Origin of the sequence: Bacillus sp. FJAT-22090 (genome assembly GCF_001278755.1) — a bacterium.
Classification (GTDB): Bacteria; Bacillota; Bacilli; order Bacillales_A; family Planococcaceae; genus Psychrobacillus.
The window spans coordinates 3862560-3886888 of the sequence record NZ_CP012601.1 but is presented as its reverse complement, the minus strand read 5'-3'; the positions used below and the strand labels follow the sequence as shown (position 1 = coordinate 3886888).

General features: G+C 37.9%; 24 protein-coding genes. 3 read left to right on the top strand and 21 right to left on the bottom strand.

Features of this window, described 5'->3' with window-relative positions:
- Window positions 1-297: 297 nt before the first annotated feature.
- The 6 genes from tsaD to AM499_RS19600 form a co-directional block, all read right to left on the bottom strand.
- Complete coding sequence (gene tsaD / locus AM499_RS19625) at window positions 298-1317, bottom strand: tRNA (adenosine(37)-N6)-threonylcarbamoyltransferase complex transferase subunit TsaD (protein ID WP_053591777.1); 1020 nt, start codon at window positions 1315-1317, stop codon at window positions 298-300.
- Complete coding sequence (rimI, locus tag AM499_RS19620; RefSeq protein ID WP_053591776.1) at window positions 1314-1763, bottom strand: ribosomal protein S18-alanine N-acetyltransferase; 450 nt, start codon at window positions 1761-1763, stop codon at window positions 1314-1316. The genes tsaD and rimI overlap by 4 nt, the downstream gene beginning before the upstream one ends.
- Window positions 1753-2439, bottom strand: coding sequence for a tRNA (adenosine(37)-N6)-threonylcarbamoyltransferase complex dimerization subunit type 1 TsaB (tsaB, locus tag AM499_RS19615; RefSeq protein ID WP_053591775.1), 687 nt, complete (start codon window positions 2437-2439; stop codon window positions 1753-1755). Before tsaB ends, rimI begins: the two co-directional genes overlap by 11 nt.
- Entirely contained in the window at window positions 2436-2888 is a 453-nt protein-coding gene (gene tsaE / locus AM499_RS19610; RefSeq protein WP_053591774.1) for a tRNA (adenosine(37)-N6)-threonylcarbamoyltransferase complex ATPase subunit type 1 TsaE, read from the bottom strand. Before tsaE ends, tsaB begins: the two co-directional genes overlap by 4 nt.
- Window positions 2889-3031: 143 nt before the next feature.
- Complete coding sequence (locus tag AM499_RS19605; protein WP_053591773.1) at window positions 3032-3442, bottom strand: YugN family protein; 411 nt, start codon at window positions 3440-3442, stop codon at window positions 3032-3034.
- 86 nt (window positions 3443-3528) lie between these two features.
- Window positions 3529-4146, bottom strand: coding sequence for an SGNH/GDSL hydrolase family protein (locus AM499_RS19600; protein WP_053591772.1), 618 nt, complete (start codon window positions 4144-4146; stop codon window positions 3529-3531).
- Window positions 4147-4256: 110 nt separating this feature from the next.
- Here AM499_RS19600 and AM499_RS19595 point away from each other — a divergent pair, with 110 nt between their 5' ends.
- Window positions 4257-5303, top strand: a complete 1047-nt coding sequence (locus tag AM499_RS19595; protein ID WP_053591771.1) for an acyltransferase family protein — start codon at window positions 4257-4259, stop codon at window positions 5301-5303.
- Window positions 5304-5830: 527 nt separating this feature from the next.
- Here the strand turns inward: AM499_RS19595 and AM499_RS19590 are convergent.
- The 10 genes from AM499_RS19590 to AM499_RS22280 all read right to left on the bottom strand — a co-directional run bounded on the left by AM499_RS19590 (window position 5831) and on the right by AM499_RS22280 (window position 15778).
- Window positions 5831-6835: a histidinol phosphate phosphatase domain-containing protein gene (locus tag AM499_RS19590; protein WP_053591770.1), complete on the bottom strand. Its 1005-nt coding sequence runs from the start codon at window positions 6833-6835 to the stop codon at window positions 5831-5833.
- On the bottom strand, window positions 6832-7617 hold the full coding sequence (locus AM499_RS19585; protein ID WP_053591769.1) for a DeoR/GlpR family DNA-binding transcription regulator: 786 nt from the start codon (window positions 7615-7617) through the stop codon (window positions 6832-6834). The genes AM499_RS19590 and AM499_RS19585 overlap by 4 nt, the downstream gene beginning before the upstream one ends.
- Window positions 7614-8618 (bottom strand): ABC transporter ATP-binding protein, encoded by a 1005-nt coding sequence (locus tag AM499_RS19580; RefSeq protein WP_053591768.1) that lies wholly within the window; start codon window positions 8616-8618, stop codon window positions 7614-7616. The genes AM499_RS19585 and AM499_RS19580 overlap by 4 nt, the downstream gene beginning before the upstream one ends.
- On the bottom strand, window positions 8615-9400 hold the full coding sequence (locus AM499_RS19575) for an ABC transporter permease (protein WP_053591767.1): 786 nt from the start codon (window positions 9398-9400) through the stop codon (window positions 8615-8617). Before AM499_RS19575 ends, AM499_RS19580 begins: the two co-directional genes overlap by 4 nt.
- Window positions 9400-10233 (bottom strand): ABC transporter permease, encoded by an 834-nt coding sequence (locus AM499_RS19570; protein WP_053591766.1) that lies wholly within the window; start codon window positions 10231-10233, stop codon window positions 9400-9402. Before AM499_RS19570 ends, AM499_RS19575 begins: the two co-directional genes overlap by 1 nt.
- A 33-nt stretch (window positions 10234-10266) precedes the next feature.
- A complete protein-coding gene (locus tag AM499_RS19565) occupies window positions 10267-11103 on the bottom strand; it encodes an alkaline phosphatase family protein (protein WP_053591765.1) in 837 nt (278 codons plus the stop codon).
- On the bottom strand, window positions 11093-12181 hold the full coding sequence (locus AM499_RS19560) for an ABC transporter substrate-binding protein (RefSeq protein WP_053591764.1): 1089 nt from the start codon (window positions 12179-12181) through the stop codon (window positions 11093-11095). The genes AM499_RS19565 and AM499_RS19560 overlap by 11 nt, the downstream gene beginning before the upstream one ends.
- 555 nt (window positions 12182-12736) lie before the next feature.
- On the bottom strand, window positions 12737-13141 hold the full coding sequence (locus AM499_RS19555) for a DUF4181 domain-containing protein (RefSeq protein ID WP_053591763.1): 405 nt from the start codon (window positions 13139-13141) through the stop codon (window positions 12737-12739).
- Between the two features lie 799 nt (window positions 13142-13940).
- Window positions 13941-14840 carry a formyltetrahydrofolate deformylase gene (gene purU / locus AM499_RS19550; RefSeq protein WP_053591762.1) on the bottom strand — a complete coding sequence of 300 codons (900 nt, stop codon included), beginning with the start codon at window positions 14838-14840 and terminating at the stop codon, window positions 13941-13943.
- A gap of 167 nt (window positions 14841-15007) precedes the next feature.
- A complete protein-coding gene (locus tag AM499_RS22280) occupies window positions 15008-15778 on the bottom strand; it encodes a 3D domain-containing protein (RefSeq protein WP_053591761.1) in 771 nt (256 codons plus the stop codon).
- Between the two features lie 478 nt (window positions 15779-16256).
- Here AM499_RS22280 and AM499_RS19540 point away from each other — a divergent pair, with 478 nt between their 5' ends.
- Window positions 16257-17054, top strand: a complete 798-nt coding sequence (locus AM499_RS19540; protein ID WP_197275574.1) for an IclR family transcriptional regulator domain-containing protein — start codon at window positions 16257-16259, stop codon at window positions 17052-17054.
- Between the two features lie 23 nt (window positions 17055-17077).
- Here the strand turns inward: AM499_RS19540 and AM499_RS19535 are convergent, their stop codons facing one another.
- From AM499_RS19535 to hutU, 5 genes are all read right to left on the bottom strand, one after another.
- Entirely contained in the window at window positions 17078-17710 is a 633-nt protein-coding gene (locus AM499_RS19535) for a LysE family translocator (RefSeq protein WP_197275573.1), read from the bottom strand.
- 5 nt (window positions 17711-17715) lie between these two features.
- Entirely contained in the window at window positions 17716-18156 is a 441-nt protein-coding gene (locus AM499_RS19530; RefSeq protein WP_053591759.1) for an Lrp/AsnC family transcriptional regulator, read from the bottom strand.
- A 575-nt stretch (window positions 18157-18731) separates the two neighbouring features.
- Complete coding sequence (locus AM499_RS22275) at window positions 18732-19376, bottom strand: LysM peptidoglycan-binding and 3D domain-containing protein (RefSeq protein WP_269432452.1); 645 nt, start codon at window positions 19374-19376, stop codon at window positions 18732-18734.
- 356 nt (window positions 19377-19732) lie between these two features.
- Window positions 19733-21010 (bottom strand): imidazolonepropionase, encoded by a 1278-nt coding sequence (gene hutI / locus AM499_RS19515; RefSeq protein WP_053591756.1) that lies wholly within the window; start codon window positions 21008-21010, stop codon window positions 19733-19735.
- A gap of 6 nt (window positions 21011-21016) precedes the next feature.
- On the bottom strand, window positions 21017-22687 hold the full coding sequence (gene hutU, locus AM499_RS19510) for a urocanate hydratase (RefSeq protein WP_053591755.1): 1671 nt from the start codon (window positions 22685-22687) through the stop codon (window positions 21017-21019).
- Between the two features lie 178 nt (window positions 22688-22865).
- Here hutU and AM499_RS19505 point away from each other — a divergent pair, with 178 nt between their 5' ends.
- Window positions 22866-24326, top strand: a complete 1461-nt coding sequence (locus AM499_RS19505) for a response regulator transcription factor (protein ID WP_053591754.1) — start codon at window positions 22866-22868, stop codon at window positions 24324-24326.
- Window positions 24327-24329 lie beyond the last annotated feature (3 nt).

Genomic DNA, 24329 nt, shown 5'->3' with positions numbered 1-24329 from the left:
GCAATACCAACATATCAACAGACTTATACACATTGTCCACAGATTCGAAAGATAGTTTTCCACATGAAAGTGTATAAATGTGACACTATATATTGAAATTCACCACCTTATACACATCTTATCCACAAAATGTGCATAAGTACGAATGTTCTCTATTGACAACTGGAAATGAACCTGTTAAAAAAATCCTCTTTTCTTGTCGAAGAAAAGAGGATTTCGTATTTCCAGACTAGCTTTCAAAGCACGTAACACGAGGTGAAAGCTAGTAGAACTTTAGCTCATGTGCTTAAATGAAAATTAGTTCCAACTATTTAATTCCATCCCTGGTCGACCATTCATCGACATATCCCCAAGTTGACCTGCCGAAAACTTAGAGTTTCCTGCTGCAGCTATCATTGCTGCATTATCCGTGCACAATGAAATTGGTGGGACATAAAAAGGGATGTTTTCTTTAGTAAATGTTTCTTCCAATGATTTTCGAAGGCCTTTGTTAGCTGCTACTCCACCCGCTGCAATAACTTGTTTCACATCGAACTCACGTGCTGCTCTTAGTGTTTTTGCAGTCAACACTTCAATTACGCTCTCTTGGAAGCCTGCTGCTAAATGGTTTGGGTTGATTTCCTCCCCACGCTGCTCCGCATTATGTTGATAATTGATAACGGCAGATTTCAATCCACTAAAGCTGAAATCATAAGATCCTTCTTCTAGCCAAGCTCTTGGAAACGGCACTGCCCCATCACTTTCAGTCGCCAGTCGATCGATATGTGGTCCTCCTGGATAAGGAAGATTCAAAACACGAGCAACCTTATCGTAAGCTTCTCCTGCTGCATCGTCTCGTGTTTCACCAATTAACTCGAACTGACCGTCTTCCTTCATTAATACTAGCTCGGTATGTCCACCAGATACTACTAATGCCAGAAGCGGAAATTCCATCGGCTGAACGAGCGCATTGGCATAAATATGGCCAGCGATATGATGAACGCCCACAAGTGGAAGTCCATTTGCAAAGGCAAAAGCTTTTGCTGCATTTATTCCGATTAAAAGTGCACCTACTAATCCTGGACCTTCCGTTACTGCTACTGCATCCAAATCCTTCGGAGTCATGTTCGCCTGCTTTAACGCTTCTTCCACGACTATCGTGATTTGCTCCACATGATGTCTGGAAGCAATTTCTGGAACTACCCCACCAAAACGTTTATGGCTCTCGATTTGAGAAGCGACCACATTCGAAATAATTTCCTTACCATTCTTCACTATAGACGCAGCTGTTTCATCACAGCTCGTTTCAATTCCTAATATAAATTGGTCTTTTGTCATTTAAATTCCACCCACATCACAAGAGCATCCTCTTGAGTATCTGTATAATAATTTTTTCGTATTCCGCCGTCTTGGAAACCTAATTTGTAATATAATTTTTTGGCAACATCATTTGATACACGTACTTCCAATGTCATAAGAACAACTTCCTGCTCGAGCACAACTCGAATGGCTTCGCGCATGAGGCCCTCTCCAATTTTCAGACCTCTCATCTTTTCAGTTACCGCTACATTTGTAATATGACTTTCATCCATTACAATCCACATTCCGCAATAGCCAACGATTTCTTTTTCTTCTGTCTCTGCCAAAATATAATAGGAGTACAAGTTTGTCGTCATTTCATGTTCAAACGCTTCTCTTGTCCAAGGAAGTGTGAAGGCTTCTTGCTCTATACGTAAGACTTGATCGATATCCTCTATAGTCATTCTTCGATAATTAATTTCCATTTTTCTTCTGCTCTTTCATCCAATTAGCTTCAGCTTCTGTTACACGTAAATACTCTGGTACAGTCGTATGCACATCAGATGCTTCTTGCTTTTTAGCTAGTTCAATTAAAACAGCTGCACTCGGCAGATTAAACGCTGCATTCACCCGTTGCACTTTGTCTCCAAGTACCTCTTTAATTTGTTCCCAATGAATCGAAACATCCATTCCGACAAATAAAACCGGTTGCCCCATTTCATCCAATGTTTGAAGTAGCTCTGTTAGAGACATATGCGCTTCATTCACTACTTCTTCATTCATATAAATTCCTGTAAACACATTACCGCGTCTTGCATCCATAATGGAACAAACGACCCCTGAAAAGAACGGAACATTGCCTGCTAACACTTGTAAACTCGATATCGAAACAATCGGGATATTCAGTGTCCACGCAAGAGTCTTTCCAATCGTTACTCCGATACGCACACCTGTATAAGAACCTGGACCATTCGCAACAGCAATTGCATCTATTTCATTCGGTTTAATATCTGCCTTTTTCAATAACTCTTCAATTGCTGGCATCGTTCCGATTGAGTGCGTAATTTTAAGGGACGACTTATACTCTGCAAGCACTTGATCGTCCTTTACTACAGCAACCGCAAGCGGCGTATGTGATGTATCTATTCCTAACCAAATCATTCAAAAAGCTCCTCGCATAATTGTTCATAACGTTTTCCAAACGGAGTAAACGCAAACTTTCGCTGTTCATCTTCCAGGCGTAGTATCTCAATAGCCAAACGCTCTGGCGGCAAATCAGCTTCTATTAAATGGGCCCACTCGATAATACTTACCGCATCTCCGTAAAACAACTCGTCCCAACCTAAGTCCTCATCACTATCTGCCAATCGATAAACATCCAAATGATTCAAAGGTAGTCGACCCTCGTATTGCTTCAATATTGTAAACGTTGGACTATTCACATTCCGTGTAATGCCAAGTCCTTTGGCAACACTTTTTGTAAAGGTCGTTTTGCCTGCTCCTAAATCTCCCTCTAACGTGAGCACATCTGATGGTTTTAAGAGAGCAGCAAGCTGCTTTGCAAGTTCCTCTGTTTCTTGCTCCGAATTAATTATCCGTTCAAACATCATTTCGGCCGCTGTCCTTTCCAGTACATAACTATTTGACTTCTATTATAAAGAAATATGCGCCGGAATGTAAGTATGCACTCCTTTAGGTGAATTGTTGGAATTAAAAAGACCATTTCACTAAATAGCGAAATGGTCTATATTATTTAATTTAAATATTGAACTACTTGTTGTACAGCCTGCTCACCAGCGTGTGCCCACCTGTTTTTATTCTCAATGTGACCATCTTTGTCTACCGGATCTTGAAATTGATCAAAACCCGAGGACGTCAGCAAGGAATTCTGGTCTGTATCCAATCCCATATTTACCACATGTTTAATAACATATGGCGTTTGAAAACGGATATACGCTTCATGGTGATCAAGATCACCCTCTAAAACCTCAAAAGGTAGTCGCAAATAAATCGTCTCTCCACCATCTCGATGTAAAACATTGTCGAAGCTTCCTTTATGGTAGTCCCAATTTCCACCGATTGAATAACCGAGACTTTGAATGCGACTCTTCAAATCACCAAAATACGCCTTCTTACCTTCTAGATCCGTCTGTAACTGTAACATGCCTTCCACTCCTTTTTCACATACTCAGTCCTATCTTTTCCAATACCTATTGAAAAAATACAAACTGTAAAGAGGGTAGCATCTTATTAATTGAACAATTTTCGAAACAGTCTCCGCAAAAATCCAGGCGATTGATTACTTTCATTCATCTCCTCTAGCTTCTGAACAATCAAATCTGATAAGATCTCATATCCTGCTTTACCAAAATGAAGACCGTCATTCTTTTCCCCTATTAATAGCTCTTTGTAGTTCGGTTTTGAATAAAGTACAGAAAAAAAATCTATCGTATGACTCCCTGTTTCTGCTGCTACTTCCTTTACGGCTTGAGCATATTGCTTTAATCGTTCATTGGATCGATTTGGTTGAAGAGCTTCATCTACTGGTGCAGGGGTAATTAAAATCGTTTTTTCTGGTCCAATTCTCTTTGTGAATTCTTTTATATTTTGCTTAAATGTATCAAGCTCCACAAACTTATGTAAGGAAGAGTCATTGGCACCAAACAATATGGTCACTATGTCAGGCTTTTTAGCAAGTACATCTTTTTCAAATCGTTCCATTGCTTGAGCAGTCGTATTTCCGGATATACCAGCGTTGATGAATCGATAGTTTTTGAGCTTAGAAGTTAGTTTGTGAGTCAATATAGGGGAAGGATATCCTTCTTTTCTAGCGGTGATACTATCCCCAAAACATACAACATCCAACATTTTACAGTCTCCTTTCTACGTTATTGTAATATAATTGAAACACAATATACGTTTATATTCACCTTATAATGGATAAATAAACATGGAGATCAAAGCTTGGAGGATGTAATATGTCTAAAAAGAGATTAACATGGGTAGATGTGACAAAAGGGTTTTTAATGATTTTAGTTGTGATCGGTCATTATCCTGGAGAATTAGATTTCCCACTTGCAAAATATATATACTGGTTCCACATGCCAGCATTTTTCTTATTAAGCGGACTGTTTTTTAAAGAAATCTCAGAAGATGAAAGCTCCAATAAAACGGTTAAAAAGAGATTTTTACAATTGATGGTCCCTTATTTATTCTTCCTAATGATTATTACTGGAATTCGATATGGAATGGAGCTATCGTTAGGAAACTTCGATTTGTCTTGGTATTTGCAAGATTTATCGACATTAGTTATAGGAGGGCGATTCGCTCGTGGAGCTTATGGCGTTTTCTGGTTTGTAACTACTTTATTTTTCACTTATTTGCTATTCATTTGGATGACAAAACATTTAAGCCGTGTAAAACAAATAATTTTGCTAGCAACATGTTACCTTGTAGCACATTTTGAAAGTATCTTCGCAATGCGTGTTATTAGCGGAGCACCTGACGAAGCTTCTCAAACGATTCCAATGCTTTGGAATTTGGATGTTGTGTTAATGGCTATTGTTTACTTCGCCCTTGGCTATTATGCAAAATCTGTCTGGATGAACATCACACTCCCTTGGCTCATGGGGGCAGGCGTTGTGGCAATTGGCGCAGTCTTTGCGGACAGAGTTGGTTTTATTGACTACCATTTAAGTATGAAGTTTTTAAGATATGATCACCTAGTATTAGACTTAGTGATTCCCATAGCTTTTATTATTGTGATTCTTGGTCTTTTCCAAAGACTCACAAAAATAGTACCTTTAAATTGGCTAGCCAATATTGAAAAACACTCGATATCAATTATGTATTTGCATATATTAACGGATATTATTTTGAATGACTATTTCCAATATGGAATAATCGGATTCACTACACTGGGACTAGTCATACCAATTTTAATTTCCATCGTCATTCAAAAAATGATTCCCTACGGCAAATTTTTCCTCGGCGATATCCGAGCGAAGAAACCAATCGAAATCTAAGTCAACACGCCTCTTCTTTTTGAAAGGGGCGTGTTTTTATTTACAATTAATGGCACTTCGAGACTAATCGGTTACTAAGCGAGACCAATTAATTGTTAACCGAGACTAATTAAGCTTATTCCGAGACCAACTCAACTGGAATCGAGACCATTTATCATAATATCAAGTAATCTACAGTTGAAACAGCTCATATATAGAAATAGGTTATGTAATTTTTATCCAATTAATGTACCAAAGTGGCACTTCGAGACTAATTTCTTTATAACCGAGACTAACCAGCTTAGAACCGAGACCATTTCCCGCATAACAGCAACCATTTCTCATAATATAAAGTTATCTCCAGTTGATACAGCTCATATATAACACAGGCGATGTAATTTTTATCCAATAAATGTTACCAAGTGGCACTTCGAGACCAATTCCATTATAACCGAGACTAACCTTCCCGAAGCCGAGACTAACCAACTTAGAACCGAGACCAAATTCCGCAGAATTCCGACCATTTCTCACAATAAAGGCAATTACTTTTACAACCGATTATACTTCCGCACCCTACCATCAAATCCAACCAAGTTCTCAACACCGAGTTCCTTCAGCATACCTATATTCTCACTAGTATGCTTCCCTAAATCATCTGGATAATGGGAATCGGAAGAAACTGTAAACGATACACCGCGCTTCACTAGAATCTGGACAAAAGCAGGGCTAGGACACATTTCTTTCACGGGATATCGATAATACAGTCCTGCATTCACTTCTGTTGCAGTTCCTGTTTCCATAAGGGCATCTGCAATTCGCGCATACCACTCATTATTAAACTTTTCATCATCGACTCGAAAATTGAACACTTTCAAGTTGTCTAAATGCGCGACAAAATCAAATATTTCCGAGCGAATCGCTTTCTCGACCGTTTGAAAAAATCGGTTATACAATGCTTTCAAATCCATCGTTTCAAAAACTTCTACTGTTTGCGGATTATCAAATCCCCAGCCATCTACAAAATGAACGGAGCCAATCACATAATCCCACGGGTGCTCACTAAGTAACTCAACTAACTCTTCTTCACACCCAGCAAAATAATCGGCTTCGATTCCCAATTTCAAATCGACACCTTCGCGGCTCCATTTCTCTTTCGCAGACAAAATGGCGTTTATAAAGTCATCCATATTCTCGGTCATCACTCGGTCCAACCAGTATCTCTGTACTTTTCCTACATCATTCGCAGGATCCAACAACATGTTTTTCTCAAAATAATCTCTTGTTTCACGAAAACGATATAAATGATCGACTATTCCGACTTCCTTCAATCCAAGTTGCTTCGCACGTTTCAAATAAAGATCCAACCACTCTTCCGAATAACATCCTTTATCCAATCTATTTTTCCATGAATTTACTTGCCAAGTCACAAAATCTTTCGTACCTTTTTCTAACCCATCTGGTAAATCAAATGAGGCAATCGCTTCGGAAGTTCGCTCTAACCAACGAAATGAGTAAGGGCCTTCCTCCAAATGCACGTGATAATCTATTTTCATTTATACATACCTCCATCTACCATCGTCCACGTACCATCGTATCCATGCCAATCTACTGGATATCGCTCATTTGAAATAACTTCTGACAACTCATTTAACCCACAAATCTTATAAAAGGATTTTTGATTCATTTTGGAATGATCAGCTAACAATATACAGCTATAACTATTTTCCACCATCCTTGCAGATACGAGTGATTCGTCTAAGTCGTAATCATAAACAATTCCTGCATCTACTCCACCACACGATAAAAATGCTTTATCCAAGTTCATTTTACTTAACCACTCTAATGTCATCGAACCACTAACAGAAGACTGTGCAGGATTGGTAGTTCCTCCTAGCAGAATCACTTTTCCTGTCATTCGTTTTTCCTCGATTGCTAAATTAAACCTTTCAGCTGCTGCAATGGAATTCGTGACAACCGTCACATTGTTCACCTCTGCTAAGAAATCTGCTATATGAACCGTTGTTGTACCCACATCCACCGCTATTGTATCGCCATCGCTTATTCTCATAGCTGCAACTTTTGCAATTTCACGTTTCGCTTCTCTATGCATGTCCATCTTCCGTAAAAACTCTGGTTCTTTTCGTAAATTAATAAACTTGACTGCACCACCATGAACTCTTGTCAAAAGATGCTGCTGCTCTAATTCATCAAAGTCTCTTCGAATGGTTTCCGGAGCAACATTTAACTCTTCCGCAATAGCAGAGACTACAATCTTCCCATCAAATTCTAGCCTACTTAATATATGTTCAAATCGTTCAAGTTTCGAGTGTGTCATATTAACTCAATCACATCTTCCCGAGCGATATAGCATTCATACGCCTTTCCTAGCTCTATTGCATACCCTCGTTGATGAAGCTGCTCCAAAGAAAATGTTCGTTCACCTGCTTGAAAAAGCGTATGAATAACGTTTCCGCTCATAACCGATTCTTTCGCAATTCCAATAATTTTTAGATCTCCAGGAGCTGCATCGAAATGGATGGCTTCAGGACGAACGGCAAACTTCAAAGCATCACCAGGTAATTTCTCGCCTATTATTTGCTCTAGCTCTTTACGTGTAAATACATTATAATTTCCAATAAAATTGGCGATAAATTCACTTTCTGGCTTCGTATAAATTTCAGTAGGCGTACCTCTTTGAGCAATTGCTCCTTTATTCATTACGAAAATCTTATCAGAAACTGCCATTGCCTCCTCTTGGTCATGTGTTACTAAAATCATCGTAATGCCGAGCTTCAATTGAATAGAACGCAGGTCAGCTTGCAACTTTTTACGAATCTGCGCATCTAAAGCACTTAAAGGTTCATCTAACAATAAAACCTTTGGACGGACAATGAGTGCTCGCGCAAGTGCAACACGCTGCTGCTGACCACCAGATAATTGATGCGGATAGGCACTTACTTTATCGGACAAATCGACAATAGCAAGTATTTCCTCCACTTGTCGTTCAATCTCTTTCGCATCCATTTTTTTCATTTTTAGCCCGAATGCAACGTTCTCTTTCACTGTCATATTTGGAAATAATGCATAAGATTGAAAAACCATTCCTACTTCCCGGTTTTTCGGTTGGATATTATTCATTACTTTCCCCTCAATTTTTACCGCTCCAGCTGTTACTTCTGTTAGCCCAGCAATAATTCGTAAAATGGTGCTTTTCCCACAACCACTTGGACCTAGTAGCGTTACAAACTCACCTTTTTCAATGGTCATATCAATACTAGACAATACCGTATTCGTGCTATACTCTTTATGAAGACCCTCAATTACTACATAACTCATGTATTCGCAACACCTTTCGATCGTTTAGTTAGGACGGAGATGATAAAAGTTAATACGCCCATCAACACTAAGTAAACAAATACAACCGCACTTGCGATGTGCCCACTGGTACTTAATTTTTTCATTAGATAAATTTGAACCGTTTCAAAACGCGAACCAACTACTAGGTTAATCAAAACAAATTCTCCGAACAGAATGGAAAATGATAATAACGCCCCTGCAAACAGCCCTGGATAAACAGCTGGCAATAAAATCTTCGTAAATGCCTGCACCTTTGATGCGCCCAGTAATTCGGCAGCATCTATTAACTGCCGAGCATTCACGTTTCGCAGACTATTACGTGTTCCCTGATAAATGTAAGGTAAAATACTAACTACATAAGTACCCAAAACAACTAATACCATTGACACTCCAATTCCAGAATATGCCCGAATTAAACCAACAGCTAAAATTACCCCTGGAAATGCATATACCAGTACAACCGCCACTTGAATCCATTTCTCATACTTTGGAAAATAAAGAACGATGACAAAAATGGCAGGTACTATTAACAATAAAGCGATGATAACTGCTCCTCCAGATAGTAATACAGATCGTCCAACAGCTTCAATGAAACTCGCATCCTGAAACAAAGTAGCTAACCATTTAAACGTTAATCCTTCTGGTAACACTGTCCTATTCCAATTAGTTGCAAAGGCATAAAGTGTTGTTGCTAAGATTGGGATGAATAAATATAAAATCAGGAAGATAAAAAATAGATCAGCAAATCCTCTTTTTCTCACTATAAATTCCTCCTAGTTTTCTTAATACTCCACTCACTTAACAACATTGCAGTAATCATTGTCACGCCAAGCAAAACTGCAATCGCACTTGCAAGCTCTGGTTGTGCGAATATATCACCTGACAACAATGCTCCAATTCGTATCGCGACTAAATTGTAGTTACTTCCTGTCAGTGCATACGCCGAAGCATAGGCCCCCATTGCATTCGCAAACAACACACTAAACGTCCCAACAATACCAGGAAGCATAATAGGAATTCCTATTTTGGACCAAAATTGAAATGTTGATGCTCCTAGTAATGCCGCAGCATCCTTCCATTGTTGTTGAATTACATAGTAAATCGGATACAACAGCATAAGCGAAAGTGGTAATTGAAAGTAAACATAGATAAGCAACAAACCACTCCAGCTATATAAGGAAAAAGAGGAAAGCTCGTCAATTCCCCATTTTTCAAATAATAATGTGAACAAACCACTGTTGCCAAGCAATACAATAAACGCAAATGATAAAGGAATACCCGAGAAATTTGACGTTAAATTAGAAATAATTAATACTTTCTCTCGAACTGGCTCAGAAAAACGCATAATAGCATACACAGCAAATAACGTTACAACTAACGCAATTAAAGCAGAAACAGCTGACAGCGTAATACTATTTTTAAACCCTTGCAAAATATAACTATTAGTAAGTACTGTTTCATATTGATTCAACGTAAATCCATCACTATTACTAAAGCTAGAAATAACCATATATAGAAGTGGCACGATGAAAAACAATAAGATGATCACTAAAAATGGGAATACCCACACGAACAATTGTTTTTTAGAAGTCACCTCGTTCACTCCTTCCTGTAATCGACAAGAGGGCTAGGCCTCTTTTAGCATACGTACACCATCTAAGAGAAGTGGAACCATTTCCTCTGAAGGTTTAATATTTAGTAAATGACAAACTAAAGGTGCCACTTGTAGTTGAGAAACGATTCCTTCATTTAATCCAGCTCTCACCTGTTTGGATAAAACAAACATGGGAACATGACGGTCTTCTATTGTATTGCCGCCATGATTACCGTCACTTGTCATTCCATGATCAGCAGTCACAATTACTTCATATCCTTGTTCCAAACATTTAGGAATAAATACAGAAAGTAGCGCATCCACCGCTAACACACGATTACGATATTCCTTCGAATCAGCAGTAAACTTATGACCATCATCATCTACATTCATTGGGTGAATATATAGAAAATCAGGTTTCTTCTGATTTATTAACCAAGCAGCTTCAGTAAATAAATGACTATCTGGATAATGATCTTCAAAATAGAATAAGCCGTTTTCAATTGGAAACTCAGTATCTAGTTGAATTCGGTCTTCAAAGTGACGAAACGGTGCGTGATTATATAGTTCACTTACCCAATAGTAGGCAGCTGCAGCGGTAGTTTTACCGCTGCTTTTTGCTAAGTGGAATAAACTTGTTTGATTCGATAAACGAACCGTCCTATTGCTAGTCACACCATGTATAATGGGTGGCGTCCCTGTTAAAATAGTTTCATATAGCGGCCGTGATAAAGAAGGTACTTCCGAACAAACTTCATAGCGTGCTGCAGCACCTCGCTCGACCAAATGTTGCATGTATCCCATATGTGTACAAGCCGTGTCATATCGAAGAGCATCCACTACAATGAGTACTACGCGGTTATTTAACATGGTTTAACACCTGTTCTTGGAACATTTGTGGAATTTGTTTTGTCGTTTCTTCCCATGCTTTTTGATCTTCTACTGGCTTCGCATTTTCGTACATTTCTTGTGGAAGAAGTAAATCTTTTACTTCTGCAGAAAGTTCTACATTTTCACGTATTGGTCGTGCAAAACCTTTTGCAAGATTTTCTTGTCCAGCATCCGATAAGATATATTCACGAGTTAACATAGCAGCATGTGGGTTTTTCGAGTATTTATTAATAACTGTTGCATAGCCGGAAACAATTGAACCTTCTTCTGGAATTACTACGTCAAAGCGAGATTCGTCAATTTGATTACGGTAACCTAAAGAGTTAAAGTCCCAGAGAATTGCAACATCAATCTCACCTTTTTCTAAATTCGCAACAGTTGGATCTCCTTTTAAACGATCTTGTTTGGCAAGCTCTGCAAAGAAATCGATCCCTGGTTGAAGATTATTTTCATCTCCACCGTAAGCTATAGCAGCTGCTAAAATAGCAAACTGTGCTTGATTAGCGGTTAACGCATCCCCGATACTAACTACATAATCTCCATTTTTAATATCATCCCATGATTTTGGGGGATTTTTCACATTATTTTTATCCGTTAAAAATGAAATTGTTCCTGTATAACCAACAACCCAGTGGCCTTCATCGTCTTTTGCCCAGTCAGGAATTTCGTCCCAATAAGATGTTTTGTACGGTAATGTCAAGTCCTTTTCTTTTGCAATTGGTCCAAACGCAATACCTACGTCACCGATATCAGCAGTAGCATCATCTTTTTCCGCTTCAAACTTCGCAAGCTCCTCAGCACTAGACATGTCTGTATCCGTATGTTTTAAATTATACTCAGCCTCAAGCTCCTCCCAAGTTTCCACCCAGTTCGCCCATGTATCTGGCATCCCAACTGAATTTACAGCACCTTCCTCTTTTGCTTTTTCTGTGATTTCATCCAACGTCATATCATTCCCATTGACGGTTGTTTCCGCTGCACTATCCGAACAAGCTGCTAAAAGCGATAAAGCTAATACGCTAACTAAACCTTTCTTCCATACACGTTTCATAGACATAAATGTGAACCTCCATTTGTTTCTGTTTGTTTTGATTTGCTTACAAGTCAAATAATACATTTCAAACATTAACCAAGTATGGAGAGGTTAATAAGCTTATGTAAAAAGTATGGAGGAATTGTGAAGCCCGCTTGTTATTACGATCCACTCCAAGGTTAATTCCTCTATAACCGAAATCAATAGCCAAATGGCAGCAACTAGTTAATATCTACAGCTGCCGCTTACGAAACGCAACCGGCTCCGACAAACAAATTATGACTAAAGAGAAAACAATCCAACACGCCTACTTCCAAGACCATGCTCCCCACTCCCTACAACGTCTTGGAGAAATCGAACAAATGGAGTTGTTCTAATATCAAACAAAAATCCAGCTATGCGTCACTTCATAGCTGGATTTTTATTTTAGAATGAATCTCAGGTTGACTAACATACAGTAAGTGGCACTTCGAGACCAATTCCTTTATAACTGAGACTAACTTTCCCGAAGCCGAGACTAAGAAGCCTAGAACCGAGACCATTTCCCGCATAACAGCAATCATATCTCAGACTAAGAAGTTATACATAACTTAGTAAATCAAAATCTATCACTATAGCTAATGTGAGCGCTAGTATGGCACCTTCGCTAATAGTAAGAATATATTGTTTAGATCCATCCAAGTATTTCCATTGAAAAAACGCACTTACCCCATATTCAATCACTACGTTGAAAAAGTATATCAATAGTAAAAGGTTTATTGAAAAATCCTCATTTAACATATAGAAAGTTGCCGAGATCGTTGCAATAAATACAGCTATTCTTATAACCCTATCAATTTTTCTATGCAATTCATTTATATGGTTGTTAGAAAAGAATTCTTTCTTCTCTTTATCTATATTGAATACTTTTCTCAAAATTAGTTTAACTAACGATATTAAAGCAAAAACTATCAATAAAATTAATATAAAGCTTATCCATATCATATAATCACTCCTACATTAATTAGTAAGACATCACTCTAATAGAACAAGAATCTGTATTAGTTTATACGAGTTTAATGACATATAAGATTCATTAATCGGAATATATTTCTTTCACATCATTAAGTAACTTTCAATAAGAAGCTATGTATTTTATGGCAAAAAATGTCTAAGCGAGACCAAATCGCATGCATAAGCAACCAATTGTATCCGAACCGCGACCAACTCTCTCCTTAGAGCAACCAATTTCAACCGAAGAGCAACCATTTCTCACATGATGAAGATTACTTCTATGAGATTCACTCAAAATAAAAATGACTCTTTGCATTTTTGCAAAGAGCCATTTAACAAACAAGCTATTTATACAATAAAAATCGAAATTCTACTAAAAAATAGAACACTTATTCGCATTTATGTTATAATAAAAATGCAATTGCATAGGCAGAGTGGGCGGTAGGTCACTTCCTTCTAGGGAGGTGATACCAATGACAACATATCAGATGACAAGCTTGTTAATACAGTTAAGCGCTGTAATGTTAGCAGCCTTCTCCATCGTTGTGACATTGATTATTTTCTTTGTAAAAAAGAAATAACCGTCCCTCAGCAAAGGTTTGACGGTTATTTCTGACCTCGGACCAGCCGCTCTTTCTGCGGTTTGCGGTTGCAGGGCTGGATATTCGCGTATCCAGTCTTTCTATTATATGTTTCTACTTTTATTATATACAGAATCTCAAACCCATTCAACCTATATGAGCATTTCCATCTATTACAAATCTCACATATTTGTGTCAATATAGTTTACTTAATGAAACACAATGGTTTTATTATCTTGTACGATGATTCTATTTTCTAAATGCCATTTTACTGCTTTTGCGAGAACTCGACGTTCGATTTTGCGACCAATTTTCTTTAAATCCGTCACATCGTCTCGGTGGTCTACTCGTTCTACATCTTGTTCAATAATTGGACCTTCATCCAGATTATTCGTTACATAATGAGAAGTAGCACCAATTAGCTTCACACCACGCTCAAAAGCACGTTCATATGGGCCAGCTCCGATAAATGCTGGTAAGAAGGAATGGTGAATATTAATAATTCTATTTTCAAAGTGGCGCACAAAATCAGGCGTCAATATTTGCATATAGCGCGCAAGGATTAATAGATCCACATTGTATTCTTCCATAAGGCGGATTTGCTCTTCTTCTACTTGTTTTCGAATATCTTTGTTCGCAGGAATATAATGATACGGAATTCCTAATGCTTCCACAAATGGACGAGCATCCTCGTGATTACTAATAACAACTACTATGTCCGTATCTAAATCACCATTTTGCCATTCCCATAAAAGCTCCATCAAACAGTGAGGCTCTTTAGAAACAAATATAGCAGAACGCTTCCGCTCATTTGGATAAGCAAATTCATAGTCCATGGAATGCGTAGCTGCTATTTCTTCAAAATCCTTCTCCATATTCGCAGACTTTTCAGTTAAATGATCGCAGTGATACTCGATACGAATAAAAAATGTGCCATTTTCTGGGTCACTGGAGTATTGACTTGATTCAATAATATTTGAATCATGATTATGCAAAAATGTCGACAGAACGGATACAATACCTGGCTTATCTGGACATTTCACTAACAAGCGACCTCTGTTATCAAGTTGTTTATTTATTTTCCCTTTAACTTTTACTTCCAAGGACATGGTGTACAACTCCTATATTCAATATATTAATTTTATCATTATGCATCATTATAAACATCTTCTCAAGCTTTATATTGATAAAAGTTCGAGTAAAACATATGGACAGCCGTATTTTACATACAAAAAATCCTGTGAAATAAACAATCGTTTATCCCACAGGCACTTTGTTAATCGATTACTTTAATCTTTACCTTTTTAACTCCCCACTGCATAGCACTCTCATATGTTGGAATAAATACATCGATTTTATTCCCTTTAATAGCACCACCAGTATCACCAGCAATTGCTTCTCCGTAGCCTTCCACCCAAACTTTTGAACCAAGTGGAATGATTCGAGGATCTACTGCAATTACCTTTTGATCGGGATTTGCACGTAAGTCAATTCCATAAGCGGTCGTTCCAGAACAACCTTCGCAGTATGCTGTATAGGCTGTCGCTGTTACAATCATCTCCGTCCCCTCCTCTGTAGGAGGGGCTGAAACAACTGGTTGAGAAGCCTCAATCGTAGAATTTTCCACATTGGACGATGATGCAACACGTTTCACTGGCTCCAACTGAGCGAGCTCTACCACGTCCTCCTCATCACCGCTTACGATTAGTACATCATCAGGATGAATTAAATCAGTCGTAAGACCATTCCAACTGATAAGAGCTGCCAAGGAAATATCGTGCGCTTCAGCAATCCTATACAAGTTATCCCCCTTCACAACGGTATACGTTTGAGGCTCAGGTTCCACATCTAATTCTGCCCAAAGATTTAATGCATCCTGGAAATGTACGTCAAATGTCTCTTCTATGATTGATCTCTCTTCTATTAGATCAGGAGAGATCGATAATTCTGCGTCATTAGTGGCGACAACAAAAAGCTCAGATGCATGCGTGACAGAATTCGTCGTAAATACGAATAACAGTACCAACAATATACTTCTAACTTTCAATACTAGTTCCTCCTAACAAGTAATCTTTCAATTACTCTAAATTTGAACTCAGTATTGCCCAAAATCTCTGAAAACCATACATTCTAATAAAACACAAAGAAACCACCTTTCAAAACAACTAAAATCTGTTTTCAAAAAGTGGCTTCCATTTAGTAATCTACATCATACTTAATTTCGAAGAATTCTAATACCATAAACAAATTAATCTTGTATATTTTCTACTAATGTTTCGATAGCAACTCCCTCTGTAATCCCTAGACTTAACCTCCAGCGGTAATTATACAACTCACAAGCTCCATATGTATGTTCTAAATTTAGATTAAATTCCTTCGGTATTACCTTCAACATTCTGATAAAATGGGAAATGTAACCGCATTCATAATAATTAAGTACTTGCATTTTTAATTTTAATATTGCACGTTATACGTACGAGGTTATTCTATTCGTACATCTAACAATAATACAGGGGGTCATATTTTTGCCTATAGAAAAATTAGATGTTTTTAAACAATCTGGAGACTATATACAATCTTTAGATCGAGGCCTTCAAGTTATACAAGCATTTTCCCAAAAAAACCAATCGCTAACGGTTAGTAATGTAGCCAAAATAACTGGTCTAAGTAGACCTACTGCCCGGAGAATCCTACTAACACTGGAACACCTAGGCTTTGCTGAATCAACAAATGGTTTTTTTTCCTTAACAGCCCGCACGCTTACACTTGGTCATGCGTACCTTTCTTCCAATAACATATGGAGTATCGCACATCCATTCATGAGAGACTTTGTTAATAAAACAGGAGAATCCTGTTCCGTTTCAATTCTCGATGGCACAGATATTTTATATGTAGCTCGTGTTTCTTCAAAAAGAATCATGTCTATTAACATTGATGTAGGAACAAGGCTGCCAGCATACGCAACTTCAATGGGTCATGTTTTACTTGCCTACCTGCCGGAAGAAAAATTGGAGAACTACTTTGCTTCAAATGAATTTACTAAATTCACAAACAATACCATTCAACACAAGGTACAGTTACTAGAAGTTTTAAAAGAAGTTCGTAAAAATAATTGGGGAGGTGTCGATCAACAATTAGAAGAGGGCCTTCGTTCTATTGCAGTCCCAATTCGAAACTTGCACGGTGAAGTGATCGCCGCTGTCAACTGCTCCGTTCACGCTGGCCGCATTTCCAAAGATGTGCTTCGAGATGAATTCTTACCACTACTACAAGAAACGTCGGAAAAAATAAGCCAAGCTATGGCAACTACAAATAACGCTTAATTCTTCAAACAAAAAAATCCAGGTCATACTTGTTGACCTGGATTTACGTTATTTCTGCGATGTTTAACTAGATTTTTCACCCCGAATAACAAAAGCACAATACCAACTAATAAGTTTAAACCCATAATCATTTTGGGTTCTAATAGTATCGTTACATAAGTCCCTAACATGGAGATAATCGTTAAAAATATAAAAGCAGACAATACCGCTCCAAAACCAAAAGAATATAAATCCTTTTCCTTTATATTTTCCTCCCCTATTTTCGTAGAAAAAACACCTGCCCAAAATAAAATAGTTAGTGGATTTGAAAGAGTTAGTAGGAGTGCTTTCCAAAGAGTATTCCCTGCACTTTGATCCATACTTACAATAGGAGAACTATAAAAAAAACCAATGATATTACTTATACCAAAAATAATGAGCACAGTTGCGCCAAAATAATGAATGATACTCTTTAGCTTTTTATATTTGTTAAGTAGTGTTCCAATCCCAAAAATAGCTGCAAGTATATAAAAAATATCCACAATCGTTACACCTAATACACCTATTTCCGCTATAAAAAAACCCGAAGTAGCAGCCGTCTGAAAGATAAAAATACACACAGGACCGACAGCTATCTGCAAAAAAAGTCCAAAGCGAAATCCTTTCCAAATCATCATCCCATTCACCTATTCATTATTTCTTTCAAAGTAGATAAGACAATTAATGTATTGGATTTCTGAACCCCTAGAATGGTTTTTAATTGCTCATTTAGAAAAAACTCTAATTTAGAAGTATCTTCAATCAGAACCTTTAGCATGTAATCGTACTCGCCTGCCATATGGTGACACTCTATCACCTCGGAGAATTGAATAATCGCATCCCTGAAATGTTGAATATTAGCTGCATGGTCAATATTCACAAAAATAACTGCGAGTAATTTAAACCCCATCTTCTCACGATTAATTTTAATCGTATATTGTTCAATAATATTTGCCTCTTCCAGCTTTCTAATTCTTTCTGATACAGCAGGTACAGAAAGATTTACTTGCTTACTAATATCAGATGCAGTAGATCGTCCATTTTGCTTTAAAGCCTCTAAAATCTTCCCATCGATTATATCCATCATCCCAACCCCTTTTAAGTAATTATAACTATTCACTTAAAAATAATAAATTACTTAAAGGAATTTCGATAATATTTAAAGAAAAACTATTTAACTTCTTAATTTAATTAAATAAAACCTGTATTTTAAAGTAATTTCCTTAACAAATTTAAGTAACAAAAAACCAGGTTAGACACCAATAATGGTTTCTGACCTGGTTTGTAGTTCTAAACAATCGTTGTGATTATGGTATAATACATTAACAATTGCATAGCAGGGTGGGCGGTTGGTCACTTCCTTTAGAAGGAGGTGATGCCATTGACGTTATACGAGACAATCAGTTTGTTAATACAGCTTAGTGCTGTACTTATAGCAGCTTTTTCAATCGTTGTGTCACTGATTATTTTCTTTGTAAAAAAGAAATAACCGTCCCCCACTGGTAAGGCGCGGACGATTATTTCAGCGTTCAACCGGACCAACCGCTCTTTTCTGCGGTTTGCAGTTGTAGGACTGGATATTCGCGTATCCAGTCTTTTTTATTGTATGTGTATAAGCTCATTATATACAGAATCATTAGCGCAATCAACTGTGCGCTATCAATCGATAATTTTAAGCTTAATCTCTTTTACTCCCCATTCGATTGCATGATCGTAGGATGGAATGAAAACGTCAATTCGCTTTCCTTTAATTGCCCCACCTGTATCACCAGCAATCGCCTCACCGTAGCCTTCTACCCACACCTTTGTGCCAAGTGGAATAATACTTGGATCTACCGCAATTACTTTCTCTTCCGGGTTGGCACGTAGATCGATCCCATAAGCGGTTGTGCCAGAGCAGCCGTAACAGTATGCTGTATAAGCCGTTGCTGTGACAATCATTTCACCCTCTGCTAAAGCAGGCTCTGTAAAATTCGCTAGTTGATCATTACTTACAAGGAGCTCTTCCTTCGGGTGAATTGTATGATCCGTGAGATTATTCCATTCCTTCAGAGAATCTAACGGCACATTATGTTCGATGGCAATCTCGTAAAGACTGTCTCCTTCTTCCACTATGTATACCTTTGGCTCAAGTAATTCTTCTGAAGCTCCTTGCCTATCATAAGCATCTTCAAAATGCTCCTTCATTATGTCGAAACGTTCTATACTAGATTTAGTCTCAGTTAAAGTACCCATAGGTTCTGCTGCATACGTTACCGAAATAAACGAAAAAATAAATACTACTGTAAATAATATGACTTTCATTTTCAAAGTGAATCCCTCCATGACAAGTTATCAGTAATCACCATTTATGTATTGCCCCAAAAATACAAAAAGCAAACATTTTTTCTAATAATTTATCTTGGAATAAAGAAAAGTTGATTGATTTTATGCTTTGAATTTGTAAAAATAGCCTCGATTTTTTGACCTCAAAATTTCTATTTGGATTCACTCTATGCAATTCAAAAAAACACCTGTAAGCTGAGTTTTTCTCTCGTTTTACAGGTGTTTTATTAGTCTGCATTTTTATTTACTTTCTTCTAAAACGGACGGTCACATTTCTATTTATACGGACAGAATTTAGTTTATACGGTCATAAATCATTCTATCGGGAATTACTTCTATTTAAGATCAATAATTACTCCATTATCCACTACAACTTCGCCATTTTTTATCACTGTTTGGGTGTGATTCATGCCGTAGAAATATTGCAGTTGCTGATAGTTCGCTACATTCAAAATAAGCACATCTGCCTTTTTTCCAGCCTCAAGTGAACCAATTTCCTGGCCACGATTAATCGCGTACGCTGCATTAATCGTTGTGGCAGTCAGCACTTCCTCCATCGTCATTCCCATGTTCATACAAGCTAAGTTCATAATGAATGGTAAAGAAATCGTTGGTGATGAGCCTGGATTAAAGTCTGTAGAAATCGCGACGGGCACCCCTTCGTCCACCATCAAACGCCCTCTTGCAGATGCGGCTTTTAAGAAGAATGCCGTTCCAGGTAATAAAACCGCAACCGTTCCAGCCTTCGCCATGTCACGTATCCCTTGATCAGATGCGACTAATAAATGCTCTGCAGAAATTGCCCCTACCTCTGCGGCTAGCTCTGCTCCTTCATACGGTTCAATTTCATCTGCATGAATTTTTGGGATTAATCCATGCTCTTTACCAGCCAATAAAATTTTGCGTGATTGTTCTGGAGTGAAAACACCCTTTTCACAAAAGACATCATTGAATTCTGCAAGCTCTCCTTCTACCACTTTTGGAATCATTTCATTAATTATTAAGTCCACATATGCATCCGGATTTTCTTTATATTCAGATGGGATGGCATGAGCTCCCATAAATGTGCTCACCACATCGATAACATGATTCTCTTGCAGTTTCTTCGCTACTTGTAGCTGTTTTTCCTCGGTCTCCCAATCTAAACCGTAGCCACTTTTCGCTTCTACTGTTGTTATACCGTGTCTCAGGAAATCGTTTAGATGCACATATGTTTTTTCATATAAATGCTCAAATGATGATTCACGCGTTTTTTTCGTCGTTGCGTGAATGCCACCTCCCGCATTCATAATCTCCATATAGGTTGCACCATTTAAGCGCATTTGGAATTCATTTTCACGAGTACCACCAAACACTAGATGTGTGTGCGCATCGACTAAGCCTGGCATAACCACTTTTCCAGCAGCATCAATAACTTCTGCTTGTGCTATCAAATCTGCATATTGGTCTTGAAGATTTTCCTTCGAACCTACTGCAACAATTCGATCCCCTTCTATTAATACACAACCGTTTTCGATAATATGGAGCTCGCTCATTTCTTTTCCTGTTCTTGCTGTTTGACTAGTTGATTTTAGAGTAATTACTTGATTTGCATTTTTTATAAGTAAAGTCATGTATCATCATCCTTTTGTTTTTAACATTGGCATCTGAACATTCTTTTCCTGTGCCGTTTTAATCGCGATATCATAGCCTGCATCTGCATGACGCACAATGCCCATACCAGGGTCTGATATTAATACCCGATTAATTTTTTCTGCAGCCATCTCTGTCCCATCAGCGACGAGCACTTGACCAGCATGCTGGGAGTACCCCATGCCTACTCCGCCACCATGGTGCACGCTTACCCAGCTTGCGCCACCTGCTGTATTCACTAATGCATTTAAAATTGGCCAATCAGAAACTGCATCCGAACCATCCTTCATCCCTTCCGTTTCACGATTAGGAGATGCAACAGAGCCAGAGTCTAAATGATCACGCCCAAAAACAATTGGCGCTTTTAGTTCACCTGAAGCGACCATTTCATTTACTTTTAAAGCAAAACGATGACGATCACCATAACCAAGCCAACAAATACGTGCAGGAAGCCCTTGCCACTTCACCATTTTTTGCGCCATATTAATCCAGTTCACTAGCCCTTCATCATCTGCAAACATTTCTTTTGCCAGTGCATCAGTTTTATAAATATCCTCTGGATCACCTGATAGTGCAGCCCAACGGAATGGTCCTTTTCCTTCGCAGAATAATGGCCGTATATAAGCAGGTACAAATCCTGGGAAATCAAAAGCATTTTTAACGCCCATTTCTTGCGCATACTTACGGATGTTGTTTCCATAGTCAAATACCTCTGCACCTGATGTTTGGAAATCAAGCATTGCCTGCACATGGTCTGCCATTGCTTGTTTAGACTTTTGCTCATATAATTTCGGATCATCTTTGCGTAATTGTAGTGCTTCTGCAAGGGACATATGATTTGGTATATATCCGTTTAATGGATCATGTGCACTTGTTTGATCCGTTACGAAATCTGGTATAATGTCTCGTTCATAAATTTCTCGATACACATCTGCACAGTTTCCAACAAGTCCAATAGATGCGGGTTCTTTCTTATCCTGGAGCGCCTTTGCCAACTCTAATGCTTCGTCTAAATCTTCTACTAAATAATCGCAATAACCTTCTTTTATCTTCCGTTCAATACGTTTTTTATCTACTTCTACTACTAGAATAACTGCCCCCGCCATTTTTCCTGCTAATGGTTGAGCGCCACTCATGCCTCCCATACCGCCAGTCAAAATCAATTTCCCACGTAAATCTGCATTGCCAAACACTTTCTTGCCAGCTTCTACAAAGCTCAAATAAGTACCTTGTAATATACCTTGAGCACCAATGTAAATCCAGCTACCAGCGGTCATCTGTCCATACATCATTAAATCCTTATCTTCTAATTCATAAAAATGCTCCCAGTTTGCCCATGCAGGCACTAAATTAGAGTTTGCAATTAATACCCTTGGTGAATGCTCATACGTGCGGAATACTGCGACAGGCTTACCTGATTGCACTATTAATGTTTCATCATTTTCCAACGTTTTCAATGACTCAATAATTTGTGCGTAGCTCTCCCAATTACGAGCTGCCTTCCCAATCCCCCCATAAACAACAAGCTCATCCGGATTTTCTGCTACCTCCGGATCTAAGTTGTTCATAAGCATTCGCATTGCTGCCTCTTGAGTCCATCCCTTACACGTTAACTGACTTCCAGTTGGTGCTTTAATATTCTGTAATACATTTTCCACATCCATCACTCCCTTTTTATAATTGTAAAATTCTAAAAATAATAAGTATATGGATTAAAGTTATAAAAAAGAGGAATTTCTTTATATTGCATGGAATTATATTAATTTAAACAAGTAATTATAATTAATTATTTATTCAAATTGAATAAATCATAAAAAAAGACAGGTGCGGAACAATATGAAGCTATTAATAATCGATCGCGACCAAACCGAACGAGCGGGAATCCACTGGTTTATCAAGCGATATCAATTAGACATTTTATCTGTTTTCGAGGCAGGAACTATTGTTGAGGCTATAAAGTGGATAGAAAAAGAGAATCCAGAGATTATTTTACTGGAGATCGAGTTACTAGCTCAGGATGAGGCAAATGAATTGAAGAAGGTTCTAACACTTCATTCTCATCATCTCATCACAATGACAGCCGAGCCGCTATTTAAAACTGCACTAGAGTCACTTTCTTTACGAGCACTTACACTACTTGTTAAACCACTTGATTTAGATTTGTTAAAGCAATACCTAACATATGCAACGAGGCAGGTTTTAAACGAAAGTGGAAAAATGCTTCCACTTGGGGAGCAGAATTCGGTGTACCGAGCGTTATTCTTAGAGGAAACCTCTATACAATTAGAGGAATTTAATTTCTGCCTAATGATTGAAACAGAATTTTTGGAGCAAAATGAGTTACTTTTTCATTGGTTGCAATCACAAAAGCACTTTACGTTCTATGCTTTATCAAAGAGAGTAGTTGCGTTTTCCAATGATGAGTCTATGGAGGAGTTACTAAAAAAAGCAAAATCGATCATTCGAGAATGGTCAAATACGTACAACGCAAATTTAAATATCGCCATCTATGATTTGCCGAATCAATCCGTTAAAACGATGTATAATGCATTGAGAGAATCATTAAATTTACGTTTCCAAAACGGCTTCTCTCAGATTTTCTTAGTAAGTCAGCATCCAACCTATACAAATTTTGATCCCTTTTTAACGATTGAACAGCAGCGTCTTTGGATCAATAGCCTGGATCAAAATGATGTGCAAATGATTAAACAATTTTTATATAATATTTCCACGATAGATACGTATTATCAGCCAGATTCCATTCGCATCCATTTAACAAGCATACTCGCTCAAGTGAGGCGCTTCATATTGAAATACCAGATGGAAAAGAAGATAGATTTGGAGCAAAAATACAATCGCCTATTTGATATTATTTTAAATCACCCTGTGCTCTACACGATCATCCAAGAATTCGTCCTCTTCTGCCAGGATGTGATGAATCAAGCCGTTCTGCAAAAAGAAAAAGGCCAGTTTGACTACGTGAATGCTGCTCTAGACTATATCGATGTTTACTATACAGATAACAAGTTAAATCTAGAAACAATGGCAGAATTCTTAGGCATTAGCGCCAGCTATTTAAGTATGCTTTTTTCAAAAACAAAAGGCATTACCTTTAAACAGTATGTCAATAAAAAACGGCTTTCCCATGCAAGTCAGCTTTTATTGGAAACGAACCTATCCGTCAGTGAAATCGCATCTACCACTGGTTTTAATGACGCGAATTATTTCTCCAAAGTATTTAAGTTGAAATATGAGTGTAGCCCTTTATCCTATCGTCAGCAGATAAAACTAAGGTGACCC